The following is a 26,393-nucleotide window of genomic DNA, read 5'->3' on the forward strand; positions in this document are numbered from 1 at the left end:
TGGGCGTCGCGCCGCGATGGGGAGGGTATGCGTAGCGACGTACTCACCTGCAGGGAGCGGCGGCAGGTCGTGCGACGGCTCGTCGCCCTGTGCCATCAGATGAACGAACTCATCGATGTTGCGGAGGCCGAATCGTCGGAGCTGCTGATCGCCCAGGCGCACACCACCTGCCGACTATTGCAGGATCTGGTCCTGGACATGGTCGCGGCCGAGAGCAAGATCCGCTGAGCGACCGAGCCGCGACGACATCGCCGAGATTGTTTCGGCGTGTCGACAATCCGCGGGGGTGACCGAGCCGAACTCAGATGTGTAGGCATCGATGTTTCGGAACGAGGTCACCATGCGCACACCGGGATTGCCCGGTATCGCGAGTCGCTCAGGCGGCCAGCGCGGCGCGCCAGCACCAGGTATCGGTGTATTGATGCAGCGCGCTGATCTTGCCGTCGGCCACGCGCCACAGATGGGCGAACTCCGCGCGCACGGGTTTGCCGGTCGCGCGTGCCGTACCGCGATAGTGCCCGGTGACGAGCACCGCGCCATCCTCGGTGTCGTACCAGGCCTCGGCGTAGGGCGCGATATCGAAGTCCTGGCCGACGGGCCCCCACACCGTGGCCAGCGCGACCTCCGGACCGTGCGGCGCGAAGTCGGTCACGCTGGGCATCCCCGGCGCCACCTCGGCCGCGAACTGCGGATGCAGGGCGGCCAAGATCGCGGCGCCGCTATTGGCCTGTGTCGCCAGATAGAACTGATTCACCACATCTCTGTTGTTCATACCCACAATATTAGAGTGATCATTCTAAATCGACCAGACGCGGGGGCAGTGATCAAAGGCACAACCGACTTCGCGCCGAGATCGGTTGCGGGCCATAGCCGACACGCATATCCGACCGGACGATTCGCGCGGCGTTTGCGGTGTCACGATGACACCGTGCGGCTATCATTTGGTTAATCGTTCCGTGTACCGGGGGTCGGGTGGTGCCGAGGAGCGGCTCGGCAAGGCAGACAAGGCAGGGGTTGAGTGGCCACGATCGCGCAACTGAGGGCAATTCTGGCAGTGCTGCACATCGACCCCGGCGATATCGATGCCCTCGCCACCGACAACAGCGATCCGGCGGTCGAGCGCGCCAAACTGGCCGCGCTGTTGCAACGGGTGTTCAGCAGCGAACTGCGCAGCGCGGTGACCAACACGCCGGACCAGCAGGAGCTGGCCCGGCGCTGGACCGCGGCGAGCACCCAGCCCGCACTGGACGGCGAGAACGCCACCGAACAGGCCCATTTCGACGCGCACTGGCTGCACAACCGGATCGACGCGCTGGCCCCGCGCCATCTCTCCGATCAGGCCCCGGTGCTGCTCGACGCCGCGGCCCGCGCCGCCGAGGCCGCACAGGTGCTGCTGTCCCTGAGCAGCGGAAACCCGCACGGCGACGGCACCGAATCGCTCTGGCAGACCGCCCTGGACGACCTGGCCTCGGCCTTCCATCTGATCAACGACGAGCACAACGCGATCACCCAGCCGATCGAATAGCGCTCAGCTACGGCCGACCTTGCTGTGGCTGAGCCGGAATCGGAACAGGGCGACCAGTCCGCCGACGACGCCGACGCCGAGCAGGATCAGGCAGGGCACGACGATGTCGGCGAATCCGGCTCCGCGCAGGATGACGTCCTGGTAACCCTTCAGCGCCCAGTACTGCGGCGTGAACGGCGACAAAGCCTGCGCCCAACCGGGCAGCGTGTCGCGCGGCGTGATCGTGCCCGCCAGCCCGCCGATGGCCAGCGAACCGACCTGCGCCATGATCGAGAGCTGGTCGATGGTGCGGCACAGCGAGACGAGCGCGATGCCGAAGCCCCAGGTCGCCACCATGAGCGAGGCGCTGATCGGGAGCAGCAGCCAGACCGAGCCCTTGCTGTGCAGGTCCCACAGTGTGAAGGCGACCAGCCACAGGATGCTCAGGTGCACCACCGAGAACAGCACCGACGGAAGCGATTTGCCGAGGATGATCTCCCCGGCGCGCACGGGCGCGGCACGCAGCCGATCCCAGGTTCCCCACTCGTGCTCGCGGAAGAACGAGGCGCCGAGCAGGGTTGTGATGAAGAACGCGAACATCACGATGGTGCCCGGCCCCGCCTGCTCGATGCCACTGGCGTTGGGGAACCCGCCGAAGAAGCGCAGCTGCGCCTTGTTCGCCGGGGTCAGGAACGCCATCATGCCGATGGGCAGCACCGTGAGCACGATGAGCTGGGCCGGATCCGACCGAATGCGGCGCAGGTCCGCCCAGGACAGCGCGCGCACCCGATCGACGGCGGAGTCATGCAACAGCATCTCGGATCCCTTCGACGGGCTGGTCGTCGCCGGCCGCGGCCGCGCGCATGATCGCCAGGTAGGCGTTCTCCAGGTTGGGGTGCCGGATCTCCGCGGCAAGCAGTTGCTCGGTATCGGTGTCCAGCGTGGTGAACAGCTGCGCGAGCAGTTGGCCGGGCGCGTTCGTCGGAATCTCGAGCCGGCGCGCTTCGACCACGGCGGCGCCCGGCGCGGCGAGGAACCCGCCGAGACTCGCGGGGATCTCGGTGGCGAATTCGAGGCTCACCGCCGCCTGCGCGTGGCGCTCGATCAGGTCGGCGGCACTCCCCTGCGCCAGGATTCGGCCCTGATGCAGCACGACCACCCGGGCCCCGAGCACCTCGAGTTCGGGCAGATAGTGGGTCGCGTACACCACCGCCGCGCCGCGATCTGCGAGGTGGCGCACCTCGTCGAGCAGGTCTTGCCGGGCCGAGACGTCCGCGCCCACGGTCGGCTCGTCCAGCCACAGCACGTCCGGCTCGTGCAGCAGCGCCATCGCGGTGTGCAGCCGACGCTGCTGACCGCCGGAGAGCTGGTGCGCCCGGGTGGGCAGAAACGGCGTGATGCCGAGCCGAGTGGCGACCTCATCGATCCGCGCGGGCAGTTCCTTGCGGCCCACACCCATCAGCTTGCCGAAGAAGGTCAGGTTCTCCCGCGCGGTCAGCGTGGGGTACACGCCGAGTTCCTGCGGCGCGAAACCCAGCTTGCGCCGGGCCAGGCGCGGCTCGGTCGCGAGGTCGATGTCGTCGATCCGGACCGTCCCCGAGTCGGCGGGGGTAAGGCCCGCGACGATGGACGCCGTGGTGGTCTTGCCCGCGCCGTTCGGACCGAGCAGGCCGACGATCTCGCCGGGTCGCACGAGCAGGTCGACTCCGGTGAGCACCTGTTTCCTACCGTACGACTTGTTCAGATCGCAGATCTCCAGCATCTCGCACCTCCTCGTGCAGCAGTGGCCAGGGCGCGCCCCATCCGGCCGCGCCGAGCACCGAAACTTCTCCGGCGACAACGTCTTCGGCGGAGAAGGCGTTGACGATATCGGCGGCGACCGGCGCGATGGGGTTGCTCACCGCGCGCCCGCCCGGGGTGTTCGTCAGGTCGGTCCACAGTCGCGGCGGGCGGACCACCACGACATGCCACGGATGGTGGCGCGCAACGTATTCCGCGAGCCCCTCGACCGCCGCCTTGGCCGCCGCGTAGTGCGGCCACCAGCGGGGCGGGGCCAGCACCGCCTCCGACGAGATCAGCACCACGGTGGCGCCCTTGTCGAGCCGGGGCACGCACACCGACAGCGGCGCGAAGACCAGCCGGGTGCTCGCCGCCATGAACTGCGCGGCGGTCTCGACCGCGTCCGGCGCCAGCGGCAGCGTCGGAATCGCCGGTGCCGCGAGCAGCACCACGCCGTCGAGCGGACCTTCGGGCAGGGCGGCGCCGAGCGCGTAACCGTCGCTGGCGTCGGCGAGCACCGGCCACAGCCGATCTCGATAGGCGTGCGAGGCCGCGGCAAGCACCTCCGGCGCGCGGGTGCAACTCACCAGAACCCGCGCACCCTGACTCGCCAGCCCCAGCGAGACCGCCGCGCCGAGCCCTCGGCTGCCGCCGACCACCAGGATGGTGCGGCCCGCGAGCCGCTCCGAGGGCGGCAGCACGGCGGCCAGCTCCTGCGGGTCCGGTCCGGGCACCGATTCCCGGATCAGGCTTTGCACAGTGACGTCGGCGCTCGCGCCGCAGCGCATGCCGGCACGCAGGGTGACCAGCCCCGAGCGCCGGTCCACCTCGGGGGCGGCGGTATCGAATTCCACTGCGCCGGAACCGGACCCGTGCAGCACGATGGTCGTCGCGACGAGCAACGCGTCCCGGCCGGGCGTGCACATGCCGGTCCAGTAGCTGGCCCAGCCGAGCACGGCCGCGACATGTTCGGGCACGCGGCCGCCGATCACCCGCGAGACCAAAGCGGCGATCAACGGGTAGTCCACCGAATACGTCCCGCCTTCGGCACCCGGCGCCTGCGCGGAATCACCTGCCACGTCGGCTAATTCGAGCACGCGCGGGGTATCTCGGCGCGGTTGGCCCGCGGCGGCGGGTCCGCACCACGGCAGCACCGAACCCAACCGGCACCGGACGCCGACCACCTCGATGCCGCCGAAGCTGACCCGGCCCCGAGCCTCGCTCTCCGACACCGTCCAGTCGACCTCGTAGCGGCGGCCCGGGATCGTCGGCTGCCGGAACGTCGCCCGGATATCGCGCACCGCCATGGGATCGGTGGTCTCGGCGAGCGCGGCCAGCGCCAAGGTGACCACGAGCGCGCCGTGCGCCACCGGCCTGCCGTACGGCGAGCGGTGGCCGAAATCGTTGTCCACGTGCAACGGATTGCGATCACCGGTGGCGGCCGCGTAGGTCGCCACGTCGGTGTCGGTCACACGGAACACACGGGGCGTCATGACACCCGCTCCCGCCGTGCGGTCACCACTGCCGCGGCGAGTTCGGCGAGCGTGGGTTCAGACGTGAGCGTGCTCTCCGGAAGTTCGACCGCGAACGCGCGTTCCACCGCGTACACCAACCGCACCTGGGCCAGCGAATCCCAGGTGTCCATGTCGGCGCGCACCGTATCGGGGCCGTGAGCGGCCGGCTCGCCGACCACTTCGGCGAACAGTTCGAGCAACTGCTCCATCACATCAGTAGCCATGTTGGGTCTGCGCCTCTCGCACGTGCGGGCTGCGCGCGGGCGCGCCACCCGTCAGGTCGAATCCGTATACCGTCCCCTGCGCCGACTCCGCCTCGAGTGCGAAACCGTGCCGGGGGTACAGCTCGCGCACCAGCGCGTTGCGGGCGGTCGGGAGATACCGGCCCACCAATCGCGAACTGCCCTGCGCCAACGCCCATTCGGCGGCCGCGGCCAGCAGATTGTTTTCCGCGTTCCGGCCGATCACCCGGCAGCTGAGCAGCAGGGTGTCGATCTCGACGGCATCGTCGCGGTCCTCGGCGAGCAGCACGCCGACGATGCCGTGATCGGCGAAACGGTCCCGCAGGCGCAGGATCGCGGCGAACCACCGCGGATCCTCGGCCATCTTCCGGACCTGACTCTGGGTGTGCCTGCGGGTGGTCAGGTTGAACTGGTTGGTCTTGGCGATCAGCTGAGCGGCCCGGTCCAGGGTGGTGCTGTTGATCGGCTCGATGGTGGCGATCATGTCCAGGCTCGCCAGGAACTCGTCCAGGTTGTCCGTCACGATCTGTTCGGCGGCGGCCAGCGCCTGGTAGGAGCGCTGCCGCGTGAAGTCCGCACTGGACAGCGCCCCGGGATGCAGCCAGGGCAGCGCGGCCAGCGCGGCGCGGAACTTCGCAGGCGCCGCGGGCAGGCACAGCGCGCGCACCTCGGGGTGCGCGGCGACGACCTGGGCGCATTCGGCCGGGTTGTCGTCGACGAACGCGATGCTGCCGAGGCCGAGCCGGATCTTCTGCGAGATCTCCTGGAGCTGTTCGGATTTCGGCCGCCAGTCGGCGACGATGTGAGTGAAGTCCGCGGCCCGCAGCACCATGCCCGGCGCCTCGTCGATGGCCCGCAACGCGAGCTCGCGATCATTCTTGCTGGCCACCGCGAGCAGCACGCCGCGCTCGGTGAGCGCCCGCAGATAGCGTTGGAAATCCGCGAAGGCCTCGCCCTCGGCGCCGGTGCCGACCCGGATGCCGTCGATGCCGTCGTCGCCGAGGACGCCGCCCCACAGGGTGCCGTCGAGGTCGACCACCACGCACCGCACGGACCGGCCCCGATCGGCCGCGACCGTGTCGGCGATCGCCGCGGCCAGCCACGGCAGGCTGTCCGGCGCATACGGTTGCCGCACCCGATACCAGCTGCGCGAGTCCTCCCACTGCCGCAGACCTACCTGGGCGGCAAGCTGTTCCACGTCGACGAACAGCACTCGGCCCGTCGCCTGTTCGGCGAGGCGCGCATTGATCTCGCGCACCCGGTGCGAGAGCGACTGCGGGGTACGCCAGGCGGCCGCACCGTAGGCGTCGACCGCGGGCGGCGCGAACCCGAGCTGCACCACCCGCACGCCGGAACGCGCCGCGGCGTCCCACAACCCGACCCAGCGGTCCACGGTCTCCTCGACCGAGCCGGTGACATCGTGGTGTGTGCCCGCCAGCACGACGTAATCGCCTTCGCGAAAAGGCGTTTGGGGCGCGAGCAGGACCTGTTCGACCTGACCGAACGGAAACTCGAGCAGCTCCGGGGTCACCCCGGCGCGAGCGCAGGCCAGCGGCAGCAGCTCGGTGAGGAAGTCGGTGGTGTAGGTCGCCAGCACGGCCAAGCGGACGGCGACACCAGGCGGGTTCGGTTCGCGGGCGAGCGTTTTCGCGTGCTGGGTCCACGCGACATACCCGTCGGCGGGTGCGATCCGCACCGCGATATCGGCCATCGCTACGCTCCTTCCGGTCGGCGGTGCGCGAAGGCCAGGTGCTTGCCTTCGTATTCGGACAGGGCGAGCAAGTTTTCGGCGATACGCGCGGTCTGCACGGTGCCGCCCGCGGCGGCCCGCATCCGGGCGTGCATCAGCAGGGGCGGTAGTTTGCGCCACAGGGCCACCGCGCGCTCCCAGTGTGCACGGCCCGCGTCGTCGAGCACTTCGTCGTCGAATTCCGCGGCCCACAGCAGCAGTTCGCGCTGACGCAGGGCCTGCCACAGGTCATCGAGCTGGGTGAAATCGTCAGGGGTCGAGGCGAATTGATAGCGGCTCGCCAAGGCCACCAGCGCGTCCGCACCCACCAGCCGGTCCGCTCGTGGCGCGAGCAGTGCGGCTGGGCCGGTCTGCAGCCAGCGATAGGTCCGGCCCGCCTGGATCTGCGAGGTGCCCGCCATCGCTTGTTCGCGCAGCAGCGCGACCGTGTCGCCCGGGCCGAGACTCACCGACCACTCCCGCAGTTCGGCCGCCGAGAGCACCGGAACCCGTTGCCCGGCTTGCAGTCCGAGCTCGGTGGTCATGGTGAGCGGGTCCTCCACCACCCAGCCGTCGACGGTGGCCACGATGGCGAGCCAGTGCGGCGCGTGCCATTTCTGATAGCCGTGCTGCCACGGCAGGTGGAAGATGTCGGCGAGCAGCACGACCGAACCGTGCGCGGCCACCTGCTCTTCCAGCGCGTGATACGCGGTGGCCCAGTCGTCGTCGCCGTGCACGGCGAACCCCAGCGCGGGCAGCGGCGCGGTGGCGTCGTGTTCGAACAGCAGCAGATCCTGCTCGGCGGGGGTGACCGCCAGCGTCGGGCCGCCCGCGAGCAGCGGCCGCCACCACCGGGTTTCGCCGCGAGCCAGCAGCGCGCTCGCCAGCGCCGCGGTGAAGCAGGTCAGTTTGTCGCCGTGCGTGGACAGTGCCGTCGTCATTTCTCGCCTCGCACCCGCAGCGTGCCGTCGAGGTAGGCGGTGCGCGAGGCCGAGCGCTGGATCTTGCCGCTCGACGTGCGGGGAATCCCGCCGGGGCTCAGCAGCAACACCTCGTGCACGCCGACGTCGTGCACCCGGAAGATGGCTTCGCGCACGGCGTTCAGTAGTTCCTGGGCCGTCGTGGTGTCCTCGGCCGGAATTCGGGCCTCGACCAGCACCACGATCTTCTCCTGCACGCCGACTTCGATGGAGAAGGCCGAGCAGCGCCCCGGCAGCACCAGCGGATGCGCCTGCTCTGCGGCGTCTTCGAGATCCGGCGGGTAGTAGTTGCGGCCGTCGATGATGATCAGGTCCTTGAGCCGGGTGGTCGGATAGACCTCCCCGTCGTGCAGGAATCCGATGTCGCCGGTGCGCAGGTAGTATTTGCCGTCGCGCGGCGAGAGTTCGCCCCGGAAGGTCGCTTCGGTCTCCGCGGGCCGGTTGAAGTAGCCCGAGCAGAGCGACGGCCCGTGCACCCAGATCTCGCCGAGCCGGTTCTCGGGCAGCGGCTCCCTGGTGTCCGGATCCACGATCTGGACCGCCGTGCCGGGTGCCGGGGCGCCACCGCTGACGATGTCGGCACCCTCCGGCGCGACCACCACGGACCCCGCGGCGAGCGCCGCGCGGTCCACCGTGACGGTCTGCACGCCGGACAGGGTGCGCCAGTTGACCGAGACCAGCAGTGTCGCCTCGGCCAGACCGTACCCGGCGATCAGGCTCGACTCGGACAGGCCGTGTCCGGCGAAGGCGGCGTAGAACTTCCGGATCGTGCTGACCCGCACCGGCTCGGCGCCCGAGAGGGCATAGCGCCAGCGGCTCAGGTCGATGCCGTCGAGTTCTTCGGGGCCGACCCGTTCGGCGCACAGTTCATAGCCCACGTTCGGGGAGGCGGCGAAGACCTGTGCGGGATGGTCGCTGATCGCCCGCAACCAGCGTTGCGGCCGGCGCAGGAACGAGGTGGGCGACATCTGAACCACGCCGTGGCCGTTGATGATCGGCATGATGACGCCGACCATCAGGCCCATATCGTGGAACAGCGGCAGCCAGCTGACGAAGCCGACCTCGTCCTCGGGGCCCACTCCGACGTGGTACATCATCTGGTAGGTCTGCCTGGCGTTGGCGAGCAGGCCACGGTGCGGCACCATCACGCCCGCGGGGGTGCGGGTGGAGCCGGAGGTGTACTGCAGCAACGCGATCTGTTCCCGATCGACCAGCACCGGCTCCCAGTCGGTCGCCAGCCGCGCGTCCACCTCGCCGGTGGTCACGATCAGCCGGGTCGTGTCGGTCGGCGAATTGTCCAGCCACGCGGTCACATTGGGTAGCGCGTCGTCGGTGGTGACGAGGCAGGCCGGGTCGGCGTCGACGCACACCGCGTCGATCCGGCCGTTGGAGTTGTGCGCGCTCGGCGGATACAGCGGCACCGCGATGATGCCGGCGTACAGACAGCCGAAGAACGCTTTCACGTATTCCAGGCCCGGCGGCAGCAGCAGTACGGCCCGGTCCCCCGGGTGCGCCACCTGGAGCAGCGTGGCCGCGTACGCCCTTGCCGCACGGTCGATTTCGGCGTACGTGAGCGAGTCGGTAACGCCGACCGCCGAGGTCGAATCGGGGTAGCTCAGGAAACTGTAGGCGAGCCGGTCCGGATGCTGGGCGGCCTGTCTGGTCAGCGCGCGCACCAGCGTGTCGTATTCGATATCGCCCCCGGTGAGCAGTGTCGTGGTCATACTCCGACCTCCTGTGGTGACGGCGCGGCGAGGAAGCCGACCTTGCGGAAGTAATCCAGGTAGCGGGTGAACAGGTCGCGCGCGACCGGCGGGCAGTGCACGCCGAGCTGCTCCAGCGCGGTGACCGCGTCGTCGACCTCGAACTGGATCAGCGGCGTCAGCCCGTCACCGGCGTTCAACAGACTCAGCACGCGGTAGGACGCCGACCCCGGACCCGCCTCGGCCGCGTGCGCGGCGATCGCGGCACGCCACTCGTCGAGGGCCACCAGCCGCACCGGCGTGCCGCTCGCCCGCAGCCAGCCGACGGCGTCGGCGAAGGAACCCGGTGCGGGGTTGCGCACGTGATAGATATGTGTGCCGGGCGGGGTGTCGCGGGCCAGTTCGACCATGGCCGCGCCGGTGAAGTCGGCCGGCGCCAGATCCACCGCGAAGTCCACCTCGGGTGCGCGGCCGACCTCCTGGCTGGCTTTGACGAGCAGCCAGAAGAAGTCGCTGGTCTGGCAGGCGCCGGTGCGGCTGTCGCCACCGATGCGACCGAGCCGGAACACGTTGACCGGCAAGCCGCGCGCACCGGCCGCGCAGACCAGGCGCTCGGCGACCCACTTGCTGCGCAGGTAGCCCAGGGACAGTTGCGACGGGTCCTGCGCGGGCAGCTGTTCGACGACCCGGCCGTCCACCGCGTCGCCGGGGCCGAGCACATACAGCGAGGACACGAAATGCAGTGGCGCACCGCTGTTGCGGGCCAGCGTGAGGAGTTCGTCGGTGCCGCGCACATTGGCCGCCGCCAGCACCTGGTACGGCAGCGCGAAATTCACGTGCGCGCCGTTGTGATAGATCGCGTCGATCGTGCGGCCGAGCAGCAGGAACTGCTTCTCGCTCAGGCCGAGTCGTGGTTCACCCAGATCACCGAGGACCGGCACGACCCGGTCGAACGCGGTGCGCGGCAGCTCGTAGGCGTCGAAGGTCGCCGCGAGCCGGGCCAGGCCCGCCTCCGGGGTGTCCGCGCGGACCAGGCAGTGCACCCGGGATTCGGTGCGCTCCAGCAGTTCCCGGAGCAGGAACGCACCGACGAAGCCGGTCGCACCGGTGAGCAGCACCTCCCCCGTGTCCGGCCGTGCGGTGACCCACGGTCCGGCGGGCCAGGATTCGACGACAGCGGCCACCTCGGCGGCCAGGTCGATCGCCGCCTCCGTCGACGTCTGTCCCGCCAGCAGCGCCACCACACCGGCGACCGTCGGCCGGGCGAACAGCGAGCCGAGCGGAATGTCCTCGCCGAAAGTTTCTTTCAGGCGCAGGATGAGCTGCGCCGCGAGCAGCGAGTGGCCGCCGAGATCGAAGAAGTTGTCTTCCCGGCCGACCCGGGGAATGCCGAGCACCTGCGCGAAGACCCCGGCAACCCGCTGTTCGAGCGGCGTGCGCGGCGGCTCGTAGGCCACCGGGTTGCGGCGCAGCACCGGTGCGGGCAGCGCGCGACGGTCCAGCTTTCCGTTGGTGGTCAACGGGAATTCGTCCAGCACCAGCACCGCCGCCGGCACCATGTGCTGGGGCAACCGGCGCGCCAGGTGGGCCCGCACGTCGACCACGAGATCGTCGCGCGCCTTGACCCGCAGCGGATCCGAGACGATCAGATCATCGGGCCATTCGGCGGCCCGCGCCGGCGCACCGGACAGCGCGACATCCCAGCCGGTCGCCACGACGTCGTAGCGCCCACCGGGGCGACGCAGCGCCTCGATCCGATACGGCACCCGATCGGCGAGCGCGAGATAGTCCTCGGGACTGACGCCGCCGGAATCGGCCAGCAACGCGCGGATCTGGGCGGCGCTCGCCCGGCCCCGCCGTAGCTCCTCGACCACCGCGAGCGGTCCGGCCACCCGGGCGTCGAGCACATCGGTGACGAGCACGGCCGCGGGCCGGTCCTGTTCCAGGACTTCGGCCAGTCGCTGCGGCGTCGTCGTCGCGTCGAGCACCTTGGGCCGCACCGGAAGTCCGCGGGCGCCCGCGTACAGCACGGCGTCGTAGCGGAATCGGGACATCTCGTTGAGCTGCACACCGCGCTTGAGCCGAAAGCGGCTGCCGGTCAGCACCGGGCTCGCGGCGACGAAATCCTCGAAATACTTCGGCGAGATCACCAATTCGGCGTCCCGGTCGAGCGCCGCGCGCACCGCGGGCGCGAGTTCACTCGCACCCGCCGACGGCGCGTTGGTCGCCTCGACTGTCGCGTGGAACGATTCGCTGAGCACCAGATCCCGGACGTCGCCGACGAACAGCACGCCCTCGGGCGCGAGCAGCTCGGCCGCGTCGCGCAGCACCCGGCTGAGGTAGTCGGCGCTCGGGAAGTACTGCACCACCGAGTTGATCAGCACGACATCGTAGGCACCGGTGAGGTCGGCGGGCAGTTCGTCGGCGGCACACAGCTCCAGCCGGACGTGCGCCAGCTCGGGATCGGGGTCGACGATCTTCGCCCGGACGTTCTCGATGGCGGAGGCGGACACGTCGGTGGCGTCGTAGACCTCGCACAGCGGCGCCAGGCGCGACAGCAGCAGGCCGGTGCCACAACCGATCTCGAGAATTCGGCGAGGTGCGAGCGAACGCACGGCCGCGACCGTGGCCTCGACCCACTCCCGCATGTGCTCTTTGGGAATGGCGGCATTGGTGTAGGAGCTGTTCCAGCCGGAGATGTCGAAATCGGCGTCGCCTTCGCGCTCCTGCCGATAGGTGCTGTTGAACACCACCTGCCAATTGGCGACCTGATCCTGTTCGGCTTCGGCCGCGTCCGCCGCCACCTCGCCCGGCGTGAAATAGGCGACCAGCGAGACGTTTCCGCCGGAGTCCTTGCGCGCCACCACGACCGACTCGTCCACGCCGGGGTGCGCGGTGATCGCCGCCTCGATCTCGCCGAGCTCGATCCGGAAGCCGCGCACCTTGACCTGCTGATCGATCCGACCCAGATATTCGAGGTCACCGTCGGCGCGGCGGCGGGCCAGATCGCCGGTGCGATAGACGCGGCGGCCGTCCAGCGCCGGGCTCGCCACGAATCTTTCGGCCGTGAGGTCGTCGCGGTTGAGGTAGCCGCGGGCCACGCCCGGGCCGGACACCAGCATCTCCCCTGCCACGCCGTCGGGCACGGGACGTCCCGCGGGGTCGACGATCAGCACCCCGAGATCCGGCAGCGGCACACCGATCAGGCTGCCCGCCGCCGATTCCACGTCGGCCCTGGTGAGTTCGCGGTAGGTGACGTGCACGGTGGTTTCGGTGATGCCGTACATGTTCACCAGGCGTGCGGCCTGGCCGAACCGGTCGAACCACGGCGTGAGCGTGGCGAGGTCGAGCGCCTCGCCACCGAAGATCACCCAGCGCACCGCGAGTTCGGCGCCGGGCGCGCTCTGCAGCGCACGCAGCAACTGAGTGAACGCGGACGGCGTCTGGTTCAGCACCGTGACCTGCTCGCGCGCAAGCAGTTCCGCGAACTCGGCGGTGGACCGGCTCACCGAGCCGGGCACCACCACCAGGCGGCCGCCGTAGAGCAGCGCGCCCCACATTTCCCAGACCGAGAAGTCGAAAGAGTAGGAGTGGAACATCGTCCACACGTCCCGCGCGCCGAAGTCGTACCAGCGAGCGGTGGTCGAGAACAGGCGCACCACATTGGCGTGCTCGATCACGACGCCCTTCGGCACCCCCGTCGATCCGGAGGTGTAGATGACATAGCACGGGTCGTGCGGTTCGGCCTGCGCCGCCGGCAGATCCGGCACGGATTCCGCGGGCAACTCGTCGATCAGCAGCAGTTCCGGACCCACGCGCTCGGTCGCCGAGATCAGCGAACTGTGGCTGATCACCAGGCGCGCACCGGAATCGGCGATCATGAACTCGATCCGGTCCGCCGGATACATCGGGTCCAGCGGCACGTAGGCGCCGCCGGCGCGCAGCACGGCGAGGATCGCCACCACCACGTCGGCGCCGCGTTCGAGGTGAATGCCGACGAAGGACCCGCGATCGACGCCTCGGGCCCGCAGTCGGCGGGCCAACCCATCTGCGGCGGAGGCGAGTTCGGCATAGGTCAGCGCGCTGTCGCCGAAGGTGAGCGCCACCGCCTCGGGCGTCTGGATCGCCTGGGCCGCGAACAATTCGTGCAGCGTGCGTCGCGCCGTGGCGGCAGGCGCACACGGCAGCGCGGCGGCGAGCGCCCGCTGGCGTTCACCGGATTCGAGGAAGTCCAGTTCCGGGAGCGCGGTATCCGGCGCAGCGACCACCGCGGTCAACAGGGCGACGAAATGCCGGGCGATCGCGGACACGGTCGGCTCGTCGTAGAGGTCGACGTCGTATTCGAACGCGCCGGCCAGTTCGGCACCGACCTGCCGCAGGGTCACCAGCACGTCGAATTTGGTAGTGCCCGAATGCACTTCGACGTACTCGGCGTCGAGGCCGGGGATGGCGAGTTCGGGCAGGCTGGTGTTCTGTAGCACTACGGCGGTGCGGAACAGCGGCGAATGGCTCAGTTCCCGGTCGGGGCGCACGTGTTCGACGACCAGATCGAACGGGGCCTCCTGGTGATCGAACGCGTCGAAGACCACCCGCTGCTCGCGGGCCAGCAGTTCCCGGAAGGTCGGCGCCCCGGACAGGTCGGTGCGCAAGGCGAGCGCGTTGACGAAGAACCCGATGAGCGGCTCGATCTCGGGCCGGGTGCGGCCCGCGATCGGCGTCCCGACGGTGATGTCCTCCGCCCCGGTGTAATACCGCAGCAGCGCCTTGAATCCCGCCATCAGCGCGATGAACAGCGTTGCGGGACGGTCGTTCACCCTGACCTGGTCGGCCAGGTGGCGCAGGCCGGCCAGCACCGGGGCCGGAATCGTGAACAGCACCCGCGCCCCGCGGTTCTCCGGCTCGAGCGCACGAGGCCGATCCGGATGGAACGTCACCAGCGGCGGCTCGTCACCGAGCACACCGCGCCAGTAGTCGAGGTCGGCGCCGAACTTGTCGCGCTGCGCGAGATCCTGCAACCAGACGGCGTAGTCGGGGTACTGCAGCGGCAATTCCGGCAGCTCGGGCGCGTGCCGTCCCGCGGTGAGATCGGCGTAGGCCGACATCAACTCGGTGGCGAACACGCCGAGGGACCAACCGTCGGAGATGATGTGGTGCATCGCCACGGCGAAGATCGCGTCGTCCGCGCCGAGCCGCACCAGCAGCACCTCGACCAGCGGGCCGGACAGGTCGAACACCGTCCGGCTGAACTGCTCGACCTGTGCCATCGCGTCGGCGAGCGGTCGCGTCGGGTCCAGCTGCGCCGGGCTCACCACGGTCATCGGCAGCGGGGCCACCGGCCCGACCACCTGTACCGGAACGCCCTCGCGCACTTCGATACTGGTGCGCAGCGATTCGTGCCTGGCCACCACCAGCGAGAGCGCGCCCTGCAGTGCGGCGATATCCAGGTGGCCGCGCAGGCGCAGCGCCAGCGGCATCGTGTACGTCGCCCGGTCGGGAAACAGCTGCTCCAGGAACCAGATCCGCTGTTGCGCGGCCGAAAGCGGCGCGGCCGCGGTGGGGTCGGGCCGGCGGGGAATGGCCGCGCGCGGCGTGTTGCCCGCGGCCCAGCGCCGTAGCAACGCACGGCGGGAGGCGCCGGTATCGACGAGTTCAGGCATTGTTGCTCCGTTCTTCGGCCGCCCCGGGCTGATTCAGCAGCAGTTCGACCTCGCTGTCGGACAGCTCGTCCAGCCGGCGCATCAGGTGCGCGGCAATGGTTTCGGCCATCCCCGCGACGGTCGGACCCGCGAACAGTTCGCCGAGTGCGAGTTCCAACGGGAAGATGGCGCGCAGCTGGGTGGCGACGTGCACCGCGAGCAGCGAATCGCCGCCCAGCTCGAAGAAATTCGCGTCGACGCCGACCGCGTCCACGCCCAGGGCGGCACACCACACCGCGCGCACGCGCTGCCGCACCGCCGCGACGAACTCGTCCTCTTCGGCACCCGCGGTATCGCTCGCGTCGGTAGCCGCAGGGGTGTGCTCGACCGTGCGGACGCGGGTGGGCGCGGTCTCCGGTGGATCGACCCAATAGCGCTTCAGCGCAAAGGGATACGTGGGCAGACAGACCGTCGCGGGCGTCCGGTCGCCGTAGATCGCCTCGAAGTCGACGTCCACGCCGGACAACCACAGGCGACCGGCCGCCTCGACGATCGCCGACTCCGGCGCACCGGCGCCGAGGCCGACGCCGAGCGTGCCGACCGTGGCCGATCCGCGCCCGGCGGTACGCAGGAACGAGACCAGCGATTTGCCCGGGCCCACCTCGAGCGCGACGGTGGACAGATTGCGGGCGAGCAGCCCGAGGGCCGCCTCCCGGAAGCGGACCGTGCTGGTCATCTGCCGGGCCCAGTACGCCGGGTCCACCGCCTGCTCGGCGGTGATCGGGGCGCCGGTCACGTTCGACCAGAACGGTGTTCGCGGCGTCCGGCGGGGTACGCCGCGCACCAGCTCCGCGAAACCTGCCGCGGCCTCGTCCATCAGCGGCGTGTGGAAGGCGTGCCCGACTGGAAGCAGTGAGCTGGCCGCGCCTTCCGCGGACAGCTCATCCGAGAGCCGGAGCAATGCCGCGGGCGCGCCCGCGACCACACAGCGGGTCGCGGAATTGTCCGCGGCCAGCCACACGTCCTCAGGCAGGCGTGCCGCGACGGCGTCCGCGCCCTGGGAGATCGCGAGCATCCCGCCGGGCGGCGCGGCCGCCATGATCCGCCCGCGCGCGACCATCAGGCGCAGCGCGTCGGGCAGTTCGAAGACGCCGGCCAGGGTGGCGCAGACCAGCTCGCCGAGGCTGTGCCCGAGCAGTTCCGTCGGCGCGACGCCGAACTCGCGCCACATGTCCGCCAGCGCGTATTCCACCGCGAACAACGCGACCTGGGTCTGCTCGGTGCCCTCGGCCTGCCGGATCGCCGCGTCCAGCTCGAACCCGTCCGCGCGCAGCAGGTCCGCGCACTCACGCAGGCGGCTGCCGAACGGACCGACGGTGGCCGCGAGTTCGAGTACCGCCGCGCCGAGTGCGACCCCTTGCCCGGGGAACAACCACGCCACCGCCGGTGCGGGCACCGCCTCGCCCACCGCGGGCTTGCGCAGCGCCGTGGCCGCCTGCGCCGTCGTGCTCGCCACCACCATGCGGCGATGCGGGAACCGGCGCCGGCGATGCGCCAACGTGTGTGCGACAGCAGCCAATTCGACGTCGGTGTCGTCGAGATGGGCGGCCAGTCGGGCGGCGGCACGGTCGGCGTCCTGCGGAGTGCGCGCCGAGATCAGCAGCACGCGGGGGCCGCCCGCCGCCGCGACGGCGGCGGGTTCCGGCGGTTGTTCCACGATGACGTGCGCGTTGGTGCCGCCGATGCCGAACGCGCTCACCCCGGCCCGGCGCACCTCGGCGGACCACTCTTTCAGCTCGGTGTTCACGTAGAACGGGCCGGACGCGAAGTCGATCTCGGGGTTCGGCCTGCGGTAGTGCAGGCTGGCCGGGATGCGGCCGTCGCGCACCGTCAGCACCGCTTTGATGAAACCGGCGACACCACCCGCGGAATTCAAGTGGCCGACATTGGTTTTCACCGAGCCCAGCGCGCAGTACTGCGTGGCCGCCGTGTGCTCACGATAGGCGGCGCTCAGCGCCGCGATCTCGATCGGGTCACCCAGTTTCGTTCCGGTGCCGTGCGCTTCGACGTAGCCGATGGTGTCGGCCCCGATCCCGGCCGCCGACAAAGCCTCTCGGATGACGGCCCGCTGGCCCGCGATGCCAGGCGCCGTGTAGCCGATCTTGTCGGCGCCGTCGTTGTTCACCGCGGAACCGAGGATCACGGCGTGCACCCGGTCGCCGTCGGCCAGCGCGTCGGCGAGCCGTTTGAGCACGACGACGCCTACGCCGGAACCGAATACGGTGCCACCGGCGTCGGCGTCGAACGCCCGGCAGTGCCCGTCCGGGGACAGGATCGAGCCTTCCTCGTAGATGTAACCGGCTTGCTGCGGTACCTGCACGCTCGCACCGCCGGCCAGCGCCACATCGCACTGGAAGTCCAGCAGGGCCTGTGCCGCCTGGTGAATCGCGACCAGCGAGGTGGAACACGCGGTCTGCACCGCGAAACTCGGTCCGGTCAGGTTGAGCTTGTAGGAGACCTTGGTGGCCAGGTAGTCCGAAGCGTTGCCGTGCAGGGCGTGCAGTTGCGAACTAGGGGTCTGGAACAGGCTCGCGTGCCCGGCCAGATTGCGCAGCAGATAGGTGCTCAGGCCCGCGCCCGCGAAAACGCCGACGGCGCCGGGGTTCTCCGTGGCGAGGCGGCCGCTGTCCTCCAACGCTTCCCACGCGCACAGCAGGAACAAGCGCTGTTGCGGGTCGGTCAACTGGACCTCCCGCGGGCTCATGTCGAAGAACTCCGCGTCGAACTTGTCCGCGTCCGGCAGCAACGCGCCCACGTGCACATAACCGGCGGGCGGGTCGGTGGGCATGGTCTCCCGCGCGAGCGGGCGCACCGATTCGCGGCCTTCGCACAGGTTGCGCCAGTACTCGGTGACCGTGTCCGCGCCAGGGAAGCGGCAGGCCATGCCGATCACGGCGATCCGGAAATCGTTGTCGTCGTGCGTCATCGCGGGTCCCCGCTCTCGTCGTCGGACAGGTGCGGCGCGGGCGACCCCGCGCTTTGGCGGTGGGCCCGCCGGCGCGCGGCGGCCGCGCGCCGGTCGAGCCCGCGGTCCCCTTCCTCCGGTGCACTCGCCCGACCGGCCAGAACTTTCGCGAGTCCGTCGACGGTCGGCGCGGCGAACAGGTCGGTCATCGCCAGTTCGACGCCGAGCCGCCGCTCCAGCAGGCCGCGCACCCGGGCCACGGCGAGCGAATGCCCGCCCAGGTCGAAGAAGTTCTGCCCCAGGCCGACCTCTCGATCGAGCACCTGCGCCCACACCTCGGCCACGACGCGCTCCAGCTCTGTGCTCGGGGCGATGTACACCGGCGGCGCGGCCGGGGCGATCTTGGGCAACTTCGCGCGGTCCAACTTGCCCGTGAGGCCACGCGGCAGCCGGTCGAGCACCATGTAGGCCGATGGAATCATGTAGTCGGGCAGCCTGGTTCGCAGGAACGCCGACAACTCCAGGTAGTCGGGCTCGAGCGGGCCCTCCTGGGTGAGATAGGCGACCAACCGCGGCACCTCGGCGTCGGCGTCGAGCACCACCGCCGCTTCGGCGACCGTCGGGTGTGCGCGCAGGAAGGTCTCGGCCTCCCCCGGCTCCACCCGGTGGCCGCGAATCTTGACCTGCCGGTCCTTGCGGCCGACGAAGACGAGCTTGCCGTCGGGCAGGCGCCGGGCCAGATCGCCCGTGCGGTAGTACGGCACGCCGTCGCCGCCGGTGCCGAACACCCGCTCGGTGAGCTCCGGTCGATGCCAATAGCCGAGGGCCACATGGGAACTGCGCAAGGCGATCTCGCCGTACACCTCCGTGGGCCGGCCCGCGGCGTCCACCAGGTCCACCGCCACTCCCTCGACCGGACGGCCGATCGGCACGCCCGCGCGATCGGCGTCCGCGGGAGAAACGATGTGCTGCAATGCCACCGAGCATTCCGACGGGCCGTACAGACTCACCAGCCTGCATGCGTCGGTGAAATGCTTGCCGAAGTCGATGACGTCACCTCGGACCACCTCTTCGCCGCCGAGCGCGACGAGGCGCAACGCCCGCGGTGTCCACGGACGGTCGGCGTCGCTCAGCAGGTAGCGGAAAAGCGTAGGGGTGCAGTGCAGAACGGTGATCCCGGCCCGCTCGATCTCTGCCCGCAAGGCGGCCGGACCGTAGTTGTGCGGATCGATCACGCACAGCTGTGCGCCCGCCACAGCCGCGCCGAACGAATTCAGCACACCGGCATCGAAGGTGTAGCGCGCGGGCGCGGCGACGATATCGTCGGGGCCCAGGCGCAGCCGCCGCGCGTAGGTCACCGCGTGCGCCAACGCGTTGCCGCGGCTCTGCGCCACGCCCTTCGGGCGTCCGGTGGACCCGGACGTGTGCAGGATGTAAGCGAAATCGTCGGCGCTGATATGCGATTTCGCCCATGTCGACAGGTCATTGGTGGGCACCGCGCCGAGCGCGGGGTCCGGATGATCGGCCCGCGCGGCGACCGTGAACACGTGCGCGCCGCCCGCGACGGCCCGCGCGAGTGCGGTCAGCGACGGATCACACACCAGCGCGGACACGTCGGCCTCCTCGAGGATCTCGATCAGCCGGGCCTCGGGGGCCCGCGGATCGAGCGGGACGTAGGCCACGCCCGCGCGCAAGGCCGCCCACACCGCGACGAAACTCTCCGGCGTGTGGTCGTACAGCAGCGCGACCCGGCTGCCGTCCAACCCGGCGCCGATGAGCTGCTTGGCGATCGCAGCGGTGAGCAGGTCCAGTTCGGCGTAACTGGTGACGCGCTGGTCGCCGCGTACCGCCGGTGCGTCGGCGCGCACGTCGATCACCGCGTCCAATCGATCGATCAGCCGCTCGCCCGGCTCGGCCACCGGTACGAGCGCGGTTCCGGGCAGCTCCCAATCCGGCTCGCCCGCAGTCGGTTCCGTGCGCTCCAGCGCGACCGCGCCGACGAGCTGTTCCGGGTCCGCCACGATCCCGGCCAGCGCGGTCGCATAGTGGCGCAGGGCCCGGTCGGCCGTGGGCTGGTCGTAGAGGTCGAGACTGTATTCGAGGCTCAGCTTGACGGTGCCGTCGGTTTCGTCGACGGTGAGATCGAAGTCCATCTTGGCGGTCGCCCGTGGGGCGTCGACCAATTCGACCTCGAGTCCGGCCATGTCGAGCGTGGGCGGCGGCGTGTTCAGGTAGTTGAACATGACCTGGGCCAGCGGGGTCCGGCTCATGTCCCGGTGCGGCACCATCGCCTCGATGACCTTCTCGAACGGCAGGTCCTGGTTCGCGTGCGCCGCGAGCACGGTCCGCCCGACGCGGGCGACCAAGCCGGTGCAGGTTTCCTCCGGGTCGACCTGGGTGCGCAGCGCCAGCGTGTTCAAGAAGCAACCGACCAGTGGCTCGACCGCCGAGCGAGTGCGTCCGGCGATCGGGGAGGCGACGATCAGATCCTGTTGGCGGGTATACCGATTCAGCACCGTGTAGAAGGCCGCGAGCAGCACCGCGAAGGTCGTGACGCCCTGCCGGGCGGCGAGCGCGCGGACCTGCGCCATCACCTGCGGATCGATCGAGTGGCGCGCCACCGCGCCGCGCGAGGTGCGCCGAGCCGGACGCGGACGGTCGCCGGGGATCTCGGTGACCGTCGGGTCCGCCAGCTCGCCACGCCAGAAGTCCAATTGCCCGGCAAGACTCGCCGCGCTGTCACGCTGCCAGCCCGCGTAATCCGCGTACTGCACCGTCAGCGGCGGCAGCGGCGCGGAGTCCAGGTCGGTGCGGGCGCGATAGTGCGCCGAGACCTCTTGGCTCAGTACCGCGATCGACCAGGCGTCGCACACGATGTGGTGCAGCGCCAAGGCGAGCAGATATTCGTCGGGGCCGGATTTGATCAGGTGGTACCGCCAGACCGGGCCTTCCGCGAGATCGAACGGCGCCCGGTACACCTGGGCCGCGAGGTCTGCCGCCGCGCCGGGCCGGGCTTCGGCAGGCAGCTCGCTCAGATCCGTGACCTCCAGCGGCCGTGCGGTATACGGGCGGATCAGCTGGCGCAGCTGTCCGTCCGGGGTGGTCCGGTAGACGCTGCGCAGCACCTCGTGCCGCTGCTCCACCTGTGCCAGTGCGTGTTCCAGTGCGGCGACGTCGAGCACGCCGCGCAGCCACAGCCCGCCGGGCATGATGTAGGTCGCGTTGCCGGGATCGAGGGTCTCCAGGAACCAGAGCCGCTCCTGGGCGTAGGAAACCGCGAGCAGCGCGTCCGCGGCGCGCGGCAGCGCGCACAGCGGCGGCAACGACTCGCCCTGGGCCGCAGCGGCTTCGATCAAACGCGCCGCCGTGACGATGGTCGGGCTCTCGAACAACTCGCGCAGCGAGACGCTCACGCCGAACTCGTCGAGGATCTGCGAGATCACCCGGGTCGCCGCCAGTGAGGTACCGCCGAGCAGGAAGAAATCGTCGTGGCGGCCGATATCGGGCCGCTCCAACGCCGCGGACCACAGTGCGGCCAGCCGGATCTCCCGCTCGCCGATCGGGGCCTCGAACGGGGCGGCTTCGGGTTCGAGCGAATCCTGCTCGCCGTCGATGTCGCTCACCTCGTACGTCCGCACCGGGAGGGCGGCGAGCAAATCCTCCACCTCGGTGGTCGGCGCGGCCGCCGCCGCGGCTGCCGCCACCGTACGGAAGTCCAGCGCCAGCTCGGCGGCGGCCGTCGCGGTCAGCAGCGCAGAGTTGTAGGTGAGCTGCACCACCAGCTCCGAGCCCGTCTCGGCGACGTGCATCACCAGGTCGTACAGCGTCGCGCCGGTATCAATGGTGTGCCAGTCGACGCTCAGGCCCCATTCGCTCAGGTCTGGGCGCTCGAGCACCTGCTGGACGAACAAGGTCTGGAACACCGGGCTGTAGGCCGGATCCCACGGCCCGCCGAGGGCTTCGACGATCCGCTCGAACGGCACGGTCTCGTCGTCGTAGGCCGCCATCGCGGTATCGCGCGTGCGATGCAGCAGGTCCAGAAAGGTCTGGCCGGGCGCGACATCGGCGCGCACCGGCACCGTGTTCACGAAATGCCCGATGGTCTTGGCCAATTCGGCATACGGCCGGGCCGCCATCGGGATGCCGACGCAGAAGTCGAACCGACCGTAGCGGTGCGCCAGGATCAGCTCGTAGCAGGCGAGCAGGAAGACGAACGGCGGCACCCCATTGGCCGCCGCGGCGGCGCGCACCGCCGCGGTCACCTCGCGCGGGAACGAATCCTCCACGCGCGCACCGTTGTTCCCGACGCGCCGGGGCCGCCTGCCGATCGCGACATCCAGCGGCGGCGCCCCACGCAACAGCGCGGCACGGCGCTCGGCGGCGGCCGCCTGCGTGGCCGGAGCACCGTGTTCTGCGCTCCACACCGCATAGTCGGCGTACTGCCGCGGCGGCGCGGACAACACGGTTTCCGCACCGCGGCGCAGCGCGCCGTAGGCCAGCCAGAGCTGATCGAACAGCAGCGCGATCGAAAGTCCGTCCAGGACCAGGTGATGCGCGACGACCGCGAGCAGCCACTGCTGCTCGGCCAGTCGGATCAGCGCCCAGCGCACCGGCGGCCGTGTCGCCGGCTCGAATGGCGCGGTCGCCAGCGTCTCGAGCAACTGATCGACGGCCGCCGCCCGGGACTTCGCGGGCACCAGGCGCAGATCCGGTGTCTGCCAATCGGCACCGTCGGTCTCGACGATCTCGGCCCGCAGTCCGTCGGGCGTCTCGGTGAAGATCGTGCGCAGCGCGTGGTGCTGGCTCGTCACGGCATTCGCCGCCGCGCGCAGGGCCGCCGCGTCCAGCGGCCCGTCGATCCGGATGCCGAGCGGCACATGGTAGATCGCGGGATGACCGGCCAGCTGCTCGTGCAGCCAGATGCCGCGCTGGGCCGGGGTGACCGGGAACGGGCCCGCGCCCTCGCGCAGCGGAACAGTGGTCGTGGCCAGACCCGCCGCGCGGCGTTCCCGCAGGCGCGCGAGGGCCAGGCTGCTAGCTGGTGAGTTCATGAGCGGTCTCCAAAAGGGCATCGGCCTGCTCGACCATGAGTTCCTCCAAGGCCGCGGCCACCTGGGCGACGGTTGGCTCCAGCAACATCCGTCGGAGGGCGAACTCGATCTCGAAGAGCTCGCGCAGCCTGCGCACGAACTGGGTCGCGGCCAGTGAATGACCGCCGATGCGGAAGAAGTTCTCGAACACGCCGACCTGCTCGAGACCGAGCAACTCCGCCCACATCTCGGCGACGACCTGTTCGTATTCGGTACGCGGGGCGACATAGTCCGCGTCGGCGGCGAACAACTCGGTGGTCCGGGTCGCGGGCGTGGACTCGATGCTGGGGACCCCGTCGACCACCCGGTAGGACTTGCGGTCGTACGGGTACAGCGGCAGCCGTGCCGCCGGCCGGTGCACCGGATCCACTCCGGCCCAGCGGATCTCGTGCCCGCGCACGTGCAGCTCGCCGACCGCGGCCAGCAGCACCGAGAGGTCGTCGATGTCGCGCACCAGCGACGGCACCGCTATGCCGGGCCGATCATGGTGGCGGAGCAGGCTCTTCAGCATCCCGTTGAGCGCGGGATGCGGGCCGATCTCGATGAAGGAGCTGACGTTGGCCTCGATCATGGCGCCGACCGCCGCCGCGAACTCGACCGGCCGCACCACCTGATCCGACCAGTACAGGCCGTTCAGCTGCGTGCCGTCGATCCGATCGCCGGTGACCGTCGAGTAGAACGCGATGCTGCCCGAACTCGGCTGGATGCACGGCATGTCGGCGACGAACTCCGGCAGGCAGTCCAGCATCAGCGGCGAGTGGAAGGCGTAGCGGCCCGGCAGCCGCCGGGTCATCACCTGCTCGGCGTCGAGCCGGGCGAGAAAGCCGTCGACGGCGGCGGTGTGCCCGGAGATCAGGGTCCACTTGGGCCCGTTCGTACCGGCCAGATGCACGCGCGGCGGCAGTTCCAGCTCGGCGGCGGGCAGGTTCACCACGGCCATGCACCCGTTGTCCCGCAGGCGCGCGGTCGCTTTCGCGCGGGCCGCGATGATCTGTGCGGCGGTGCGCAGATCCAGCGCACCGCTCACGTGTGCGGCGGCGATCTCGCCGACGCTGTGCCCGACCACCGCGGCGGGGACGATCCCCCACGACCGCCACAGGGCGGCGAGCGCGATCTGGAGTGCGAACAGCACCGGCTGCGCGGTGCCGGTGTCGGCCAGGGCTTCGGCGTCGCCGCCGCGGTCCAGCACCGCGAAGGTCGACCAGCCGAGTTCGATCCGCAGCTCACGATCCACCGCGAGCAGCGCGTCCCGGAACACCGGTTGCTGACGAATCAGCTTGCGGCCCATGCCGACCCACTGATTGCCCTGACCGGTGAAGACGAAGCCCACCTGGCCGGGACCGCTGCGCGGCACCCGGCCCGCCGCCGCGCCCAGTGGCAACGAACCAGCGGCGATCGCGGCGAGCTGATCCGCGAGGTCCGCGTGATCGCGTGCGGGCACCGCGATTCGGAACGGGTGCTGGGCCCGGCGCGCGGTGGCGGTCTGCGCGAGTTCGGCGACCGGCGGCGCCGAACCGTCGCGCAGCAGTGCCAGCCAGCTGTCCACCAGTGCCAGCGTCGACTGCTCGCTGCGCGCGGAAATGCTTACCAGATAAGGCTTTTCGGGGTGGACCGGCGGCGGTGTCCGAACGGTCCCGGCGGGCGCACCGGTGAGCACGGCGTGCGCGTTGGTGCCGCCGAAGCCGAACGAACTCACTCCGGCCAGCGCGCGGCCGCCGTGCGCGGGCCAGTCCCGGCTCGTGGTGGGCACCTCGAACGGCAGGTCCGCGAAAGCGATGTGCTTGCTGGGCGATTCGAAGTTCAGGTTGGCGGGCACCTGACCGTGGTGCAGCGCCAGCGCGGTCTTCACCAGACCGGTGATCCCCGCGGCCGCCTCCAGGTGGCCCACCACCGTCTTGGCCGAACCGACCAGGAATTCGCCGGTGCCGGTGCGCTTCTCGCCGAACACGGCGCCGAGCGCGCGGGCCTCGATGGCGTCGCCCAGGATGGTCCCGGTGCCGTGCGCCTCGACGTACTGCACGTCGCGCGGATCGACCCCGGCCCGCCGGTAGGCCCGGCGCAGTACGTCGACCTGGGACTGGAAGCTCGGCGCGGTGAGGCCGTTGGTGCGGCCGTCCTGGTTGACCGCCGAACCGAGCAGTACCGCGTACACCCGGTCGCCGTCGCGCTCCGCCTGGGCCAGTGGTTTCAGTACCACGGCCGCGCTGCCCTCGCCGCGGACGTAACCGTCGGCGCGGTCGTCGAAGGTTTTGCAGCGTCCGTCGGCGGCCATCATGCCCGCCTCGGCCAGCGCTGCCGTGATATGCGGATCGAGCGTCAGATTCACGCCACCGACCACCGCGACGTCGCAGTCGCCGTCGTGCAGGCTGCGCAACGCCAGATGCAGGGCGACCAGCGAGGACGAGCACGCGGTGTCCACGCTCACGCTGGGCCCGCGCAGGTCGTACTGATAGGACAGGCGGTTGGCGGCGATGCTGGCCGCATTCCCGGTGACGGCGGCGATCGGCAGCCCGGCGTGCGGGTCGTGGCCGACCCCGCGGGCGTATTCACCCGCGGTGATGCCGACGAAGGCACCGGTCGCGGTCCCGGCCAGCCGCTCGATCGGCACGCCCGCGTCCTCGAACGCGTCCGCGACGGTCTCGGCGAGCAGCCGCTGCTGCGGATCCATCACGGCGGCTTCGGCGTCGGAGATGCCGAAGTAGTTCGCGTCGAACGCGTACGGGTCGTCGAGGAAGGAGCCGAACCATGGAGTGCGGTGGTCGTCCGGCGCGTCGGCGTCCGCCGCGGCCTGCGTCCGGTCGTATCGGTTGCGTGGCGCCTTGCCCACCAATTCTTTTCCGTGCCACAGGGTTTCCCATAGCTGCTCGGGTCCGCGCAGCCCCGCGTAGGCGCAGCCGATGCCGATGATCGCCACCGGCTCCTGGCCGGTGTGCGGGCGCGCGGTGGCCACGGGCACCGGCTCGGCGCTGTCCTGCGGCAACGGGACGAGGCCGTCCTGTGCGGCCGCCAATCCTTCGGCCAGCGCGTGCACGGTCGGGTATTCCCAGGGCAGATCGGGCGGGAGCGGCTTGCCCATCCAGGTGGAAATCTTGCCGACGAATACCAAGGCCACCGCGGAGGTGAGACCGAAACTGGAAAACGGCTCACTCAATGCAACATCATCGCTGGCAATATCGAGTAATTCACTGAGTGTTTCGGTGAGAAACATGCTGATTTCGTCGGCCGTCCGACGGGCCATTTCTGCAGACATC

At 70.3% G+C, this 26,393-nt stretch carries 14 protein-coding genes; 2 read left to right on the top strand and 12 right to left on the bottom strand.

Annotation, left to right across the window (positions count from 1 at the left end; genetic code table 11):
* Window positions 1-27 precede the first annotated feature (27 nt).
* Window positions 28-228, top strand: a complete 201-nt coding sequence (locus NBRGI_RS01285) for a hypothetical protein (RefSeq protein ID WP_029892398.1) — start codon at window positions 28-30, stop codon at window positions 226-228.
* Window positions 229-376: 148 nt separating this feature from the next.
* Here the strand turns inward: NBRGI_RS01285 and NBRGI_RS01290 are convergent, their stop codons facing one another.
* On the bottom strand, window positions 377-772 hold the full coding sequence (locus NBRGI_RS01290) for a nuclear transport factor 2 family protein (RefSeq protein ID WP_029892399.1): 396 nt from the start codon (window positions 770-772) through the stop codon (window positions 377-379).
* A 282-nt stretch (window positions 773-1,054) separates the two neighbouring features.
* Between NBRGI_RS01290 and NBRGI_RS01295 the strand changes: the two genes are divergently transcribed.
* A complete protein-coding gene (locus NBRGI_RS01295) occupies window positions 1,055-1,525 on the top strand; it encodes a hypothetical protein (RefSeq protein ID WP_148310643.1) in 471 nt (156 codons plus the stop codon).
* A 3-nt stretch (window positions 1,526-1,528) separates the two neighbouring features.
* On the opposite strand, the gene NBRGI_RS01300 is transcribed toward NBRGI_RS01295, so the two are convergent.
* The 11 genes from NBRGI_RS01300 to NBRGI_RS01350 are packed head-to-tail and all read right to left on the bottom strand — an operon-like array spanning window position 1,529 to window position 26,392.
* Complete coding sequence (locus NBRGI_RS01300) at window positions 1,529-2,320, bottom strand: ABC transporter permease (RefSeq protein WP_051727397.1); 792 nt, start codon at window positions 2,318-2,320, stop codon at window positions 1,529-1,531.
* Entirely contained in the window at window positions 2,307-3,266 is a 960-nt protein-coding gene (locus tag NBRGI_RS01305; RefSeq protein WP_051727398.1) for an ABC transporter ATP-binding protein, read from the bottom strand. Before NBRGI_RS01305 ends, NBRGI_RS01300 begins: the two co-directional genes overlap by 14 nt.
* Window positions 3,229-4,776, bottom strand: a complete 1,548-nt coding sequence (locus tag NBRGI_RS49560; RefSeq protein WP_029892403.1) for an SDR family NAD(P)-dependent oxidoreductase — start codon at window positions 4,774-4,776, stop codon at window positions 3,229-3,231. The genes NBRGI_RS01305 and NBRGI_RS49560 overlap by 38 nt, the downstream gene beginning before the upstream one ends.
* Window positions 4,773-5,021, bottom strand: coding sequence for an acyl carrier protein (locus NBRGI_RS01315; protein ID WP_063632255.1), 249 nt, complete (start codon window positions 5,019-5,021; stop codon window positions 4,773-4,775). Before NBRGI_RS01315 ends, NBRGI_RS49560 begins: the two co-directional genes overlap by 4 nt.
* On the bottom strand, window positions 5,011-6,750 hold the full coding sequence (locus NBRGI_RS01320) for an HAD-IIIC family phosphatase (RefSeq protein ID WP_051727399.1): 1,740 nt from the start codon (window positions 6,748-6,750) through the stop codon (window positions 5,011-5,013). The genes NBRGI_RS01315 and NBRGI_RS01320 overlap by 11 nt, the downstream gene beginning before the upstream one ends.
* 2 nt (window positions 6,751-6,752) lie before the next feature.
* On the bottom strand, window positions 6,753-7,709 hold the full coding sequence (locus NBRGI_RS01325; RefSeq protein WP_051727400.1) for a hypothetical protein: 957 nt from the start codon (window positions 7,707-7,709) through the stop codon (window positions 6,753-6,755).
* Window positions 7,706-9,472, bottom strand: a complete 1,767-nt coding sequence (locus NBRGI_RS01330) for a fatty acyl-AMP ligase (RefSeq protein ID WP_051727401.1) — start codon at window positions 9,470-9,472, stop codon at window positions 7,706-7,708. The genes NBRGI_RS01325 and NBRGI_RS01330 overlap by 4 nt, the downstream gene beginning before the upstream one ends.
* Window positions 9,469-15,108 (bottom strand): non-ribosomal peptide synthetase, encoded by a 5,640-nt coding sequence (locus NBRGI_RS01335; RefSeq protein ID WP_051727402.1) that lies wholly within the window; start codon window positions 15,106-15,108, stop codon window positions 9,469-9,471. The genes NBRGI_RS01330 and NBRGI_RS01335 overlap by 4 nt, the downstream gene beginning before the upstream one ends.
* Window positions 15,101-18,073 carry a type I polyketide synthase gene (locus NBRGI_RS01340; protein ID WP_029892409.1) on the bottom strand — a complete coding sequence of 991 codons (2,973 nt, stop codon included), beginning with the start codon at window positions 18,071-18,073 and terminating at the stop codon, window positions 15,101-15,103. Before NBRGI_RS01340 ends, NBRGI_RS01335 begins: the two co-directional genes overlap by 8 nt.
* Entirely contained in the window at window positions 18,070-23,103 is a 5,034-nt protein-coding gene (locus NBRGI_RS01345) for a non-ribosomal peptide synthetase (protein WP_029892410.1), read from the bottom strand. Before NBRGI_RS01345 ends, NBRGI_RS01340 begins: the two co-directional genes overlap by 4 nt.
* The gene (locus NBRGI_RS01350) at window positions 23,087-26,392 is read right to left on the bottom strand and encodes a type I polyketide synthase (protein WP_081877871.1); all 3,306 of its coding nucleotides are present in this window, start codon (window positions 26,390-26,392) and stop codon (window positions 23,087-23,089) included. Before NBRGI_RS01350 ends, NBRGI_RS01345 begins: the two co-directional genes overlap by 17 nt.
* Between the last annotated feature and the right edge of the window lies 1 nt (window position 26,393).

Origin of the sequence: Nocardia brasiliensis IFM 10847 (assembly GCF_000710915.1) — a bacterium.
Lineage (GTDB): Bacteria > Actinomycetota > Actinomycetes > Mycobacteriales > Mycobacteriaceae > Nocardia > Nocardia brasiliensis_A.

Bases quoted from the DNA above. Each gene is read 5' to 3' on its own strand.
- NBRGI_RS01285 (WP_029892398.1), top strand. From the start codon at position 28: ATGCGTAGCGACGTACTCACCTGCAGGGAGCGGCGGCAGGTCGTGCGA.
- NBRGI_RS01290 (WP_029892399.1), bottom strand. From the start codon at position 772: ATGAACAACAGAGATGTGGTGAATCAGTTCTATCTGGCGACACAGGCC.
- NBRGI_RS01300 (WP_051727397.1), bottom strand. From the start codon at position 2,320: ATGCTGTTGCATGACTCCGCCGTCGATCGGGTGCGCGCGCTGTCCTGG.
- NBRGI_RS01305 (WP_051727398.1), bottom strand. From the start codon at position 3,266: ATGCTGGAGATCTGCGATCTGAACAAGTCGTACGGTAGGAAACAGGTG.
- NBRGI_RS49560 (WP_029892403.1), bottom strand. From the start codon at position 4,776: ATGACGCCCCGTGTGTTCCGTGTGACCGACACCGACGTGGCGACCTAC.
- NBRGI_RS01315 (WP_063632255.1), bottom strand. From the start codon at position 5,021: ATGGCTACTGATGTGATGGAGCAGTTGCTCGAACTGTTCGCCGAAGTG.
- NBRGI_RS01320 (WP_051727399.1), bottom strand. From the start codon at position 6,750: ATGGCCGATATCGCGGTGCGGATCGCACCCGCCGACGGGTATGTCGCG.
- NBRGI_RS01325 (WP_051727400.1), bottom strand. From the start codon at position 7,709: ATGACGACGGCACTGTCCACGCACGGCGACAAACTGACCTGCTTCACC.
- NBRGI_RS01330 (WP_051727401.1), bottom strand. From the start codon at position 9,472: ATGACCACGACACTGCTCACCGGGGGCGATATCGAATACGACACGCTG.
- NBRGI_RS01335 (WP_051727402.1), bottom strand. From the start codon at position 15,108: ATGCCTGAACTCGTCGATACCGGCGCCTCCCGCCGTGCGTTGCTACGG.
- NBRGI_RS01340 (WP_029892409.1), bottom strand. From the start codon at position 18,073: ATGACGCACGACGACAACGATTTCCGGATCGCCGTGATCGGCATGGCC.
- NBRGI_RS01345 (WP_029892410.1), bottom strand. From the start codon at position 23,103: ATGAACTCACCAGCTAGCAGCCTGGCCCTCGCGCGCCTGCGGGAACGC.
- NBRGI_RS01350 (WP_081877871.1), bottom strand. From the start codon at position 26,392: ATGTCTGCAGAAATGGCCCGTCGGACGGCCGACGAAATCAGCATGTTT.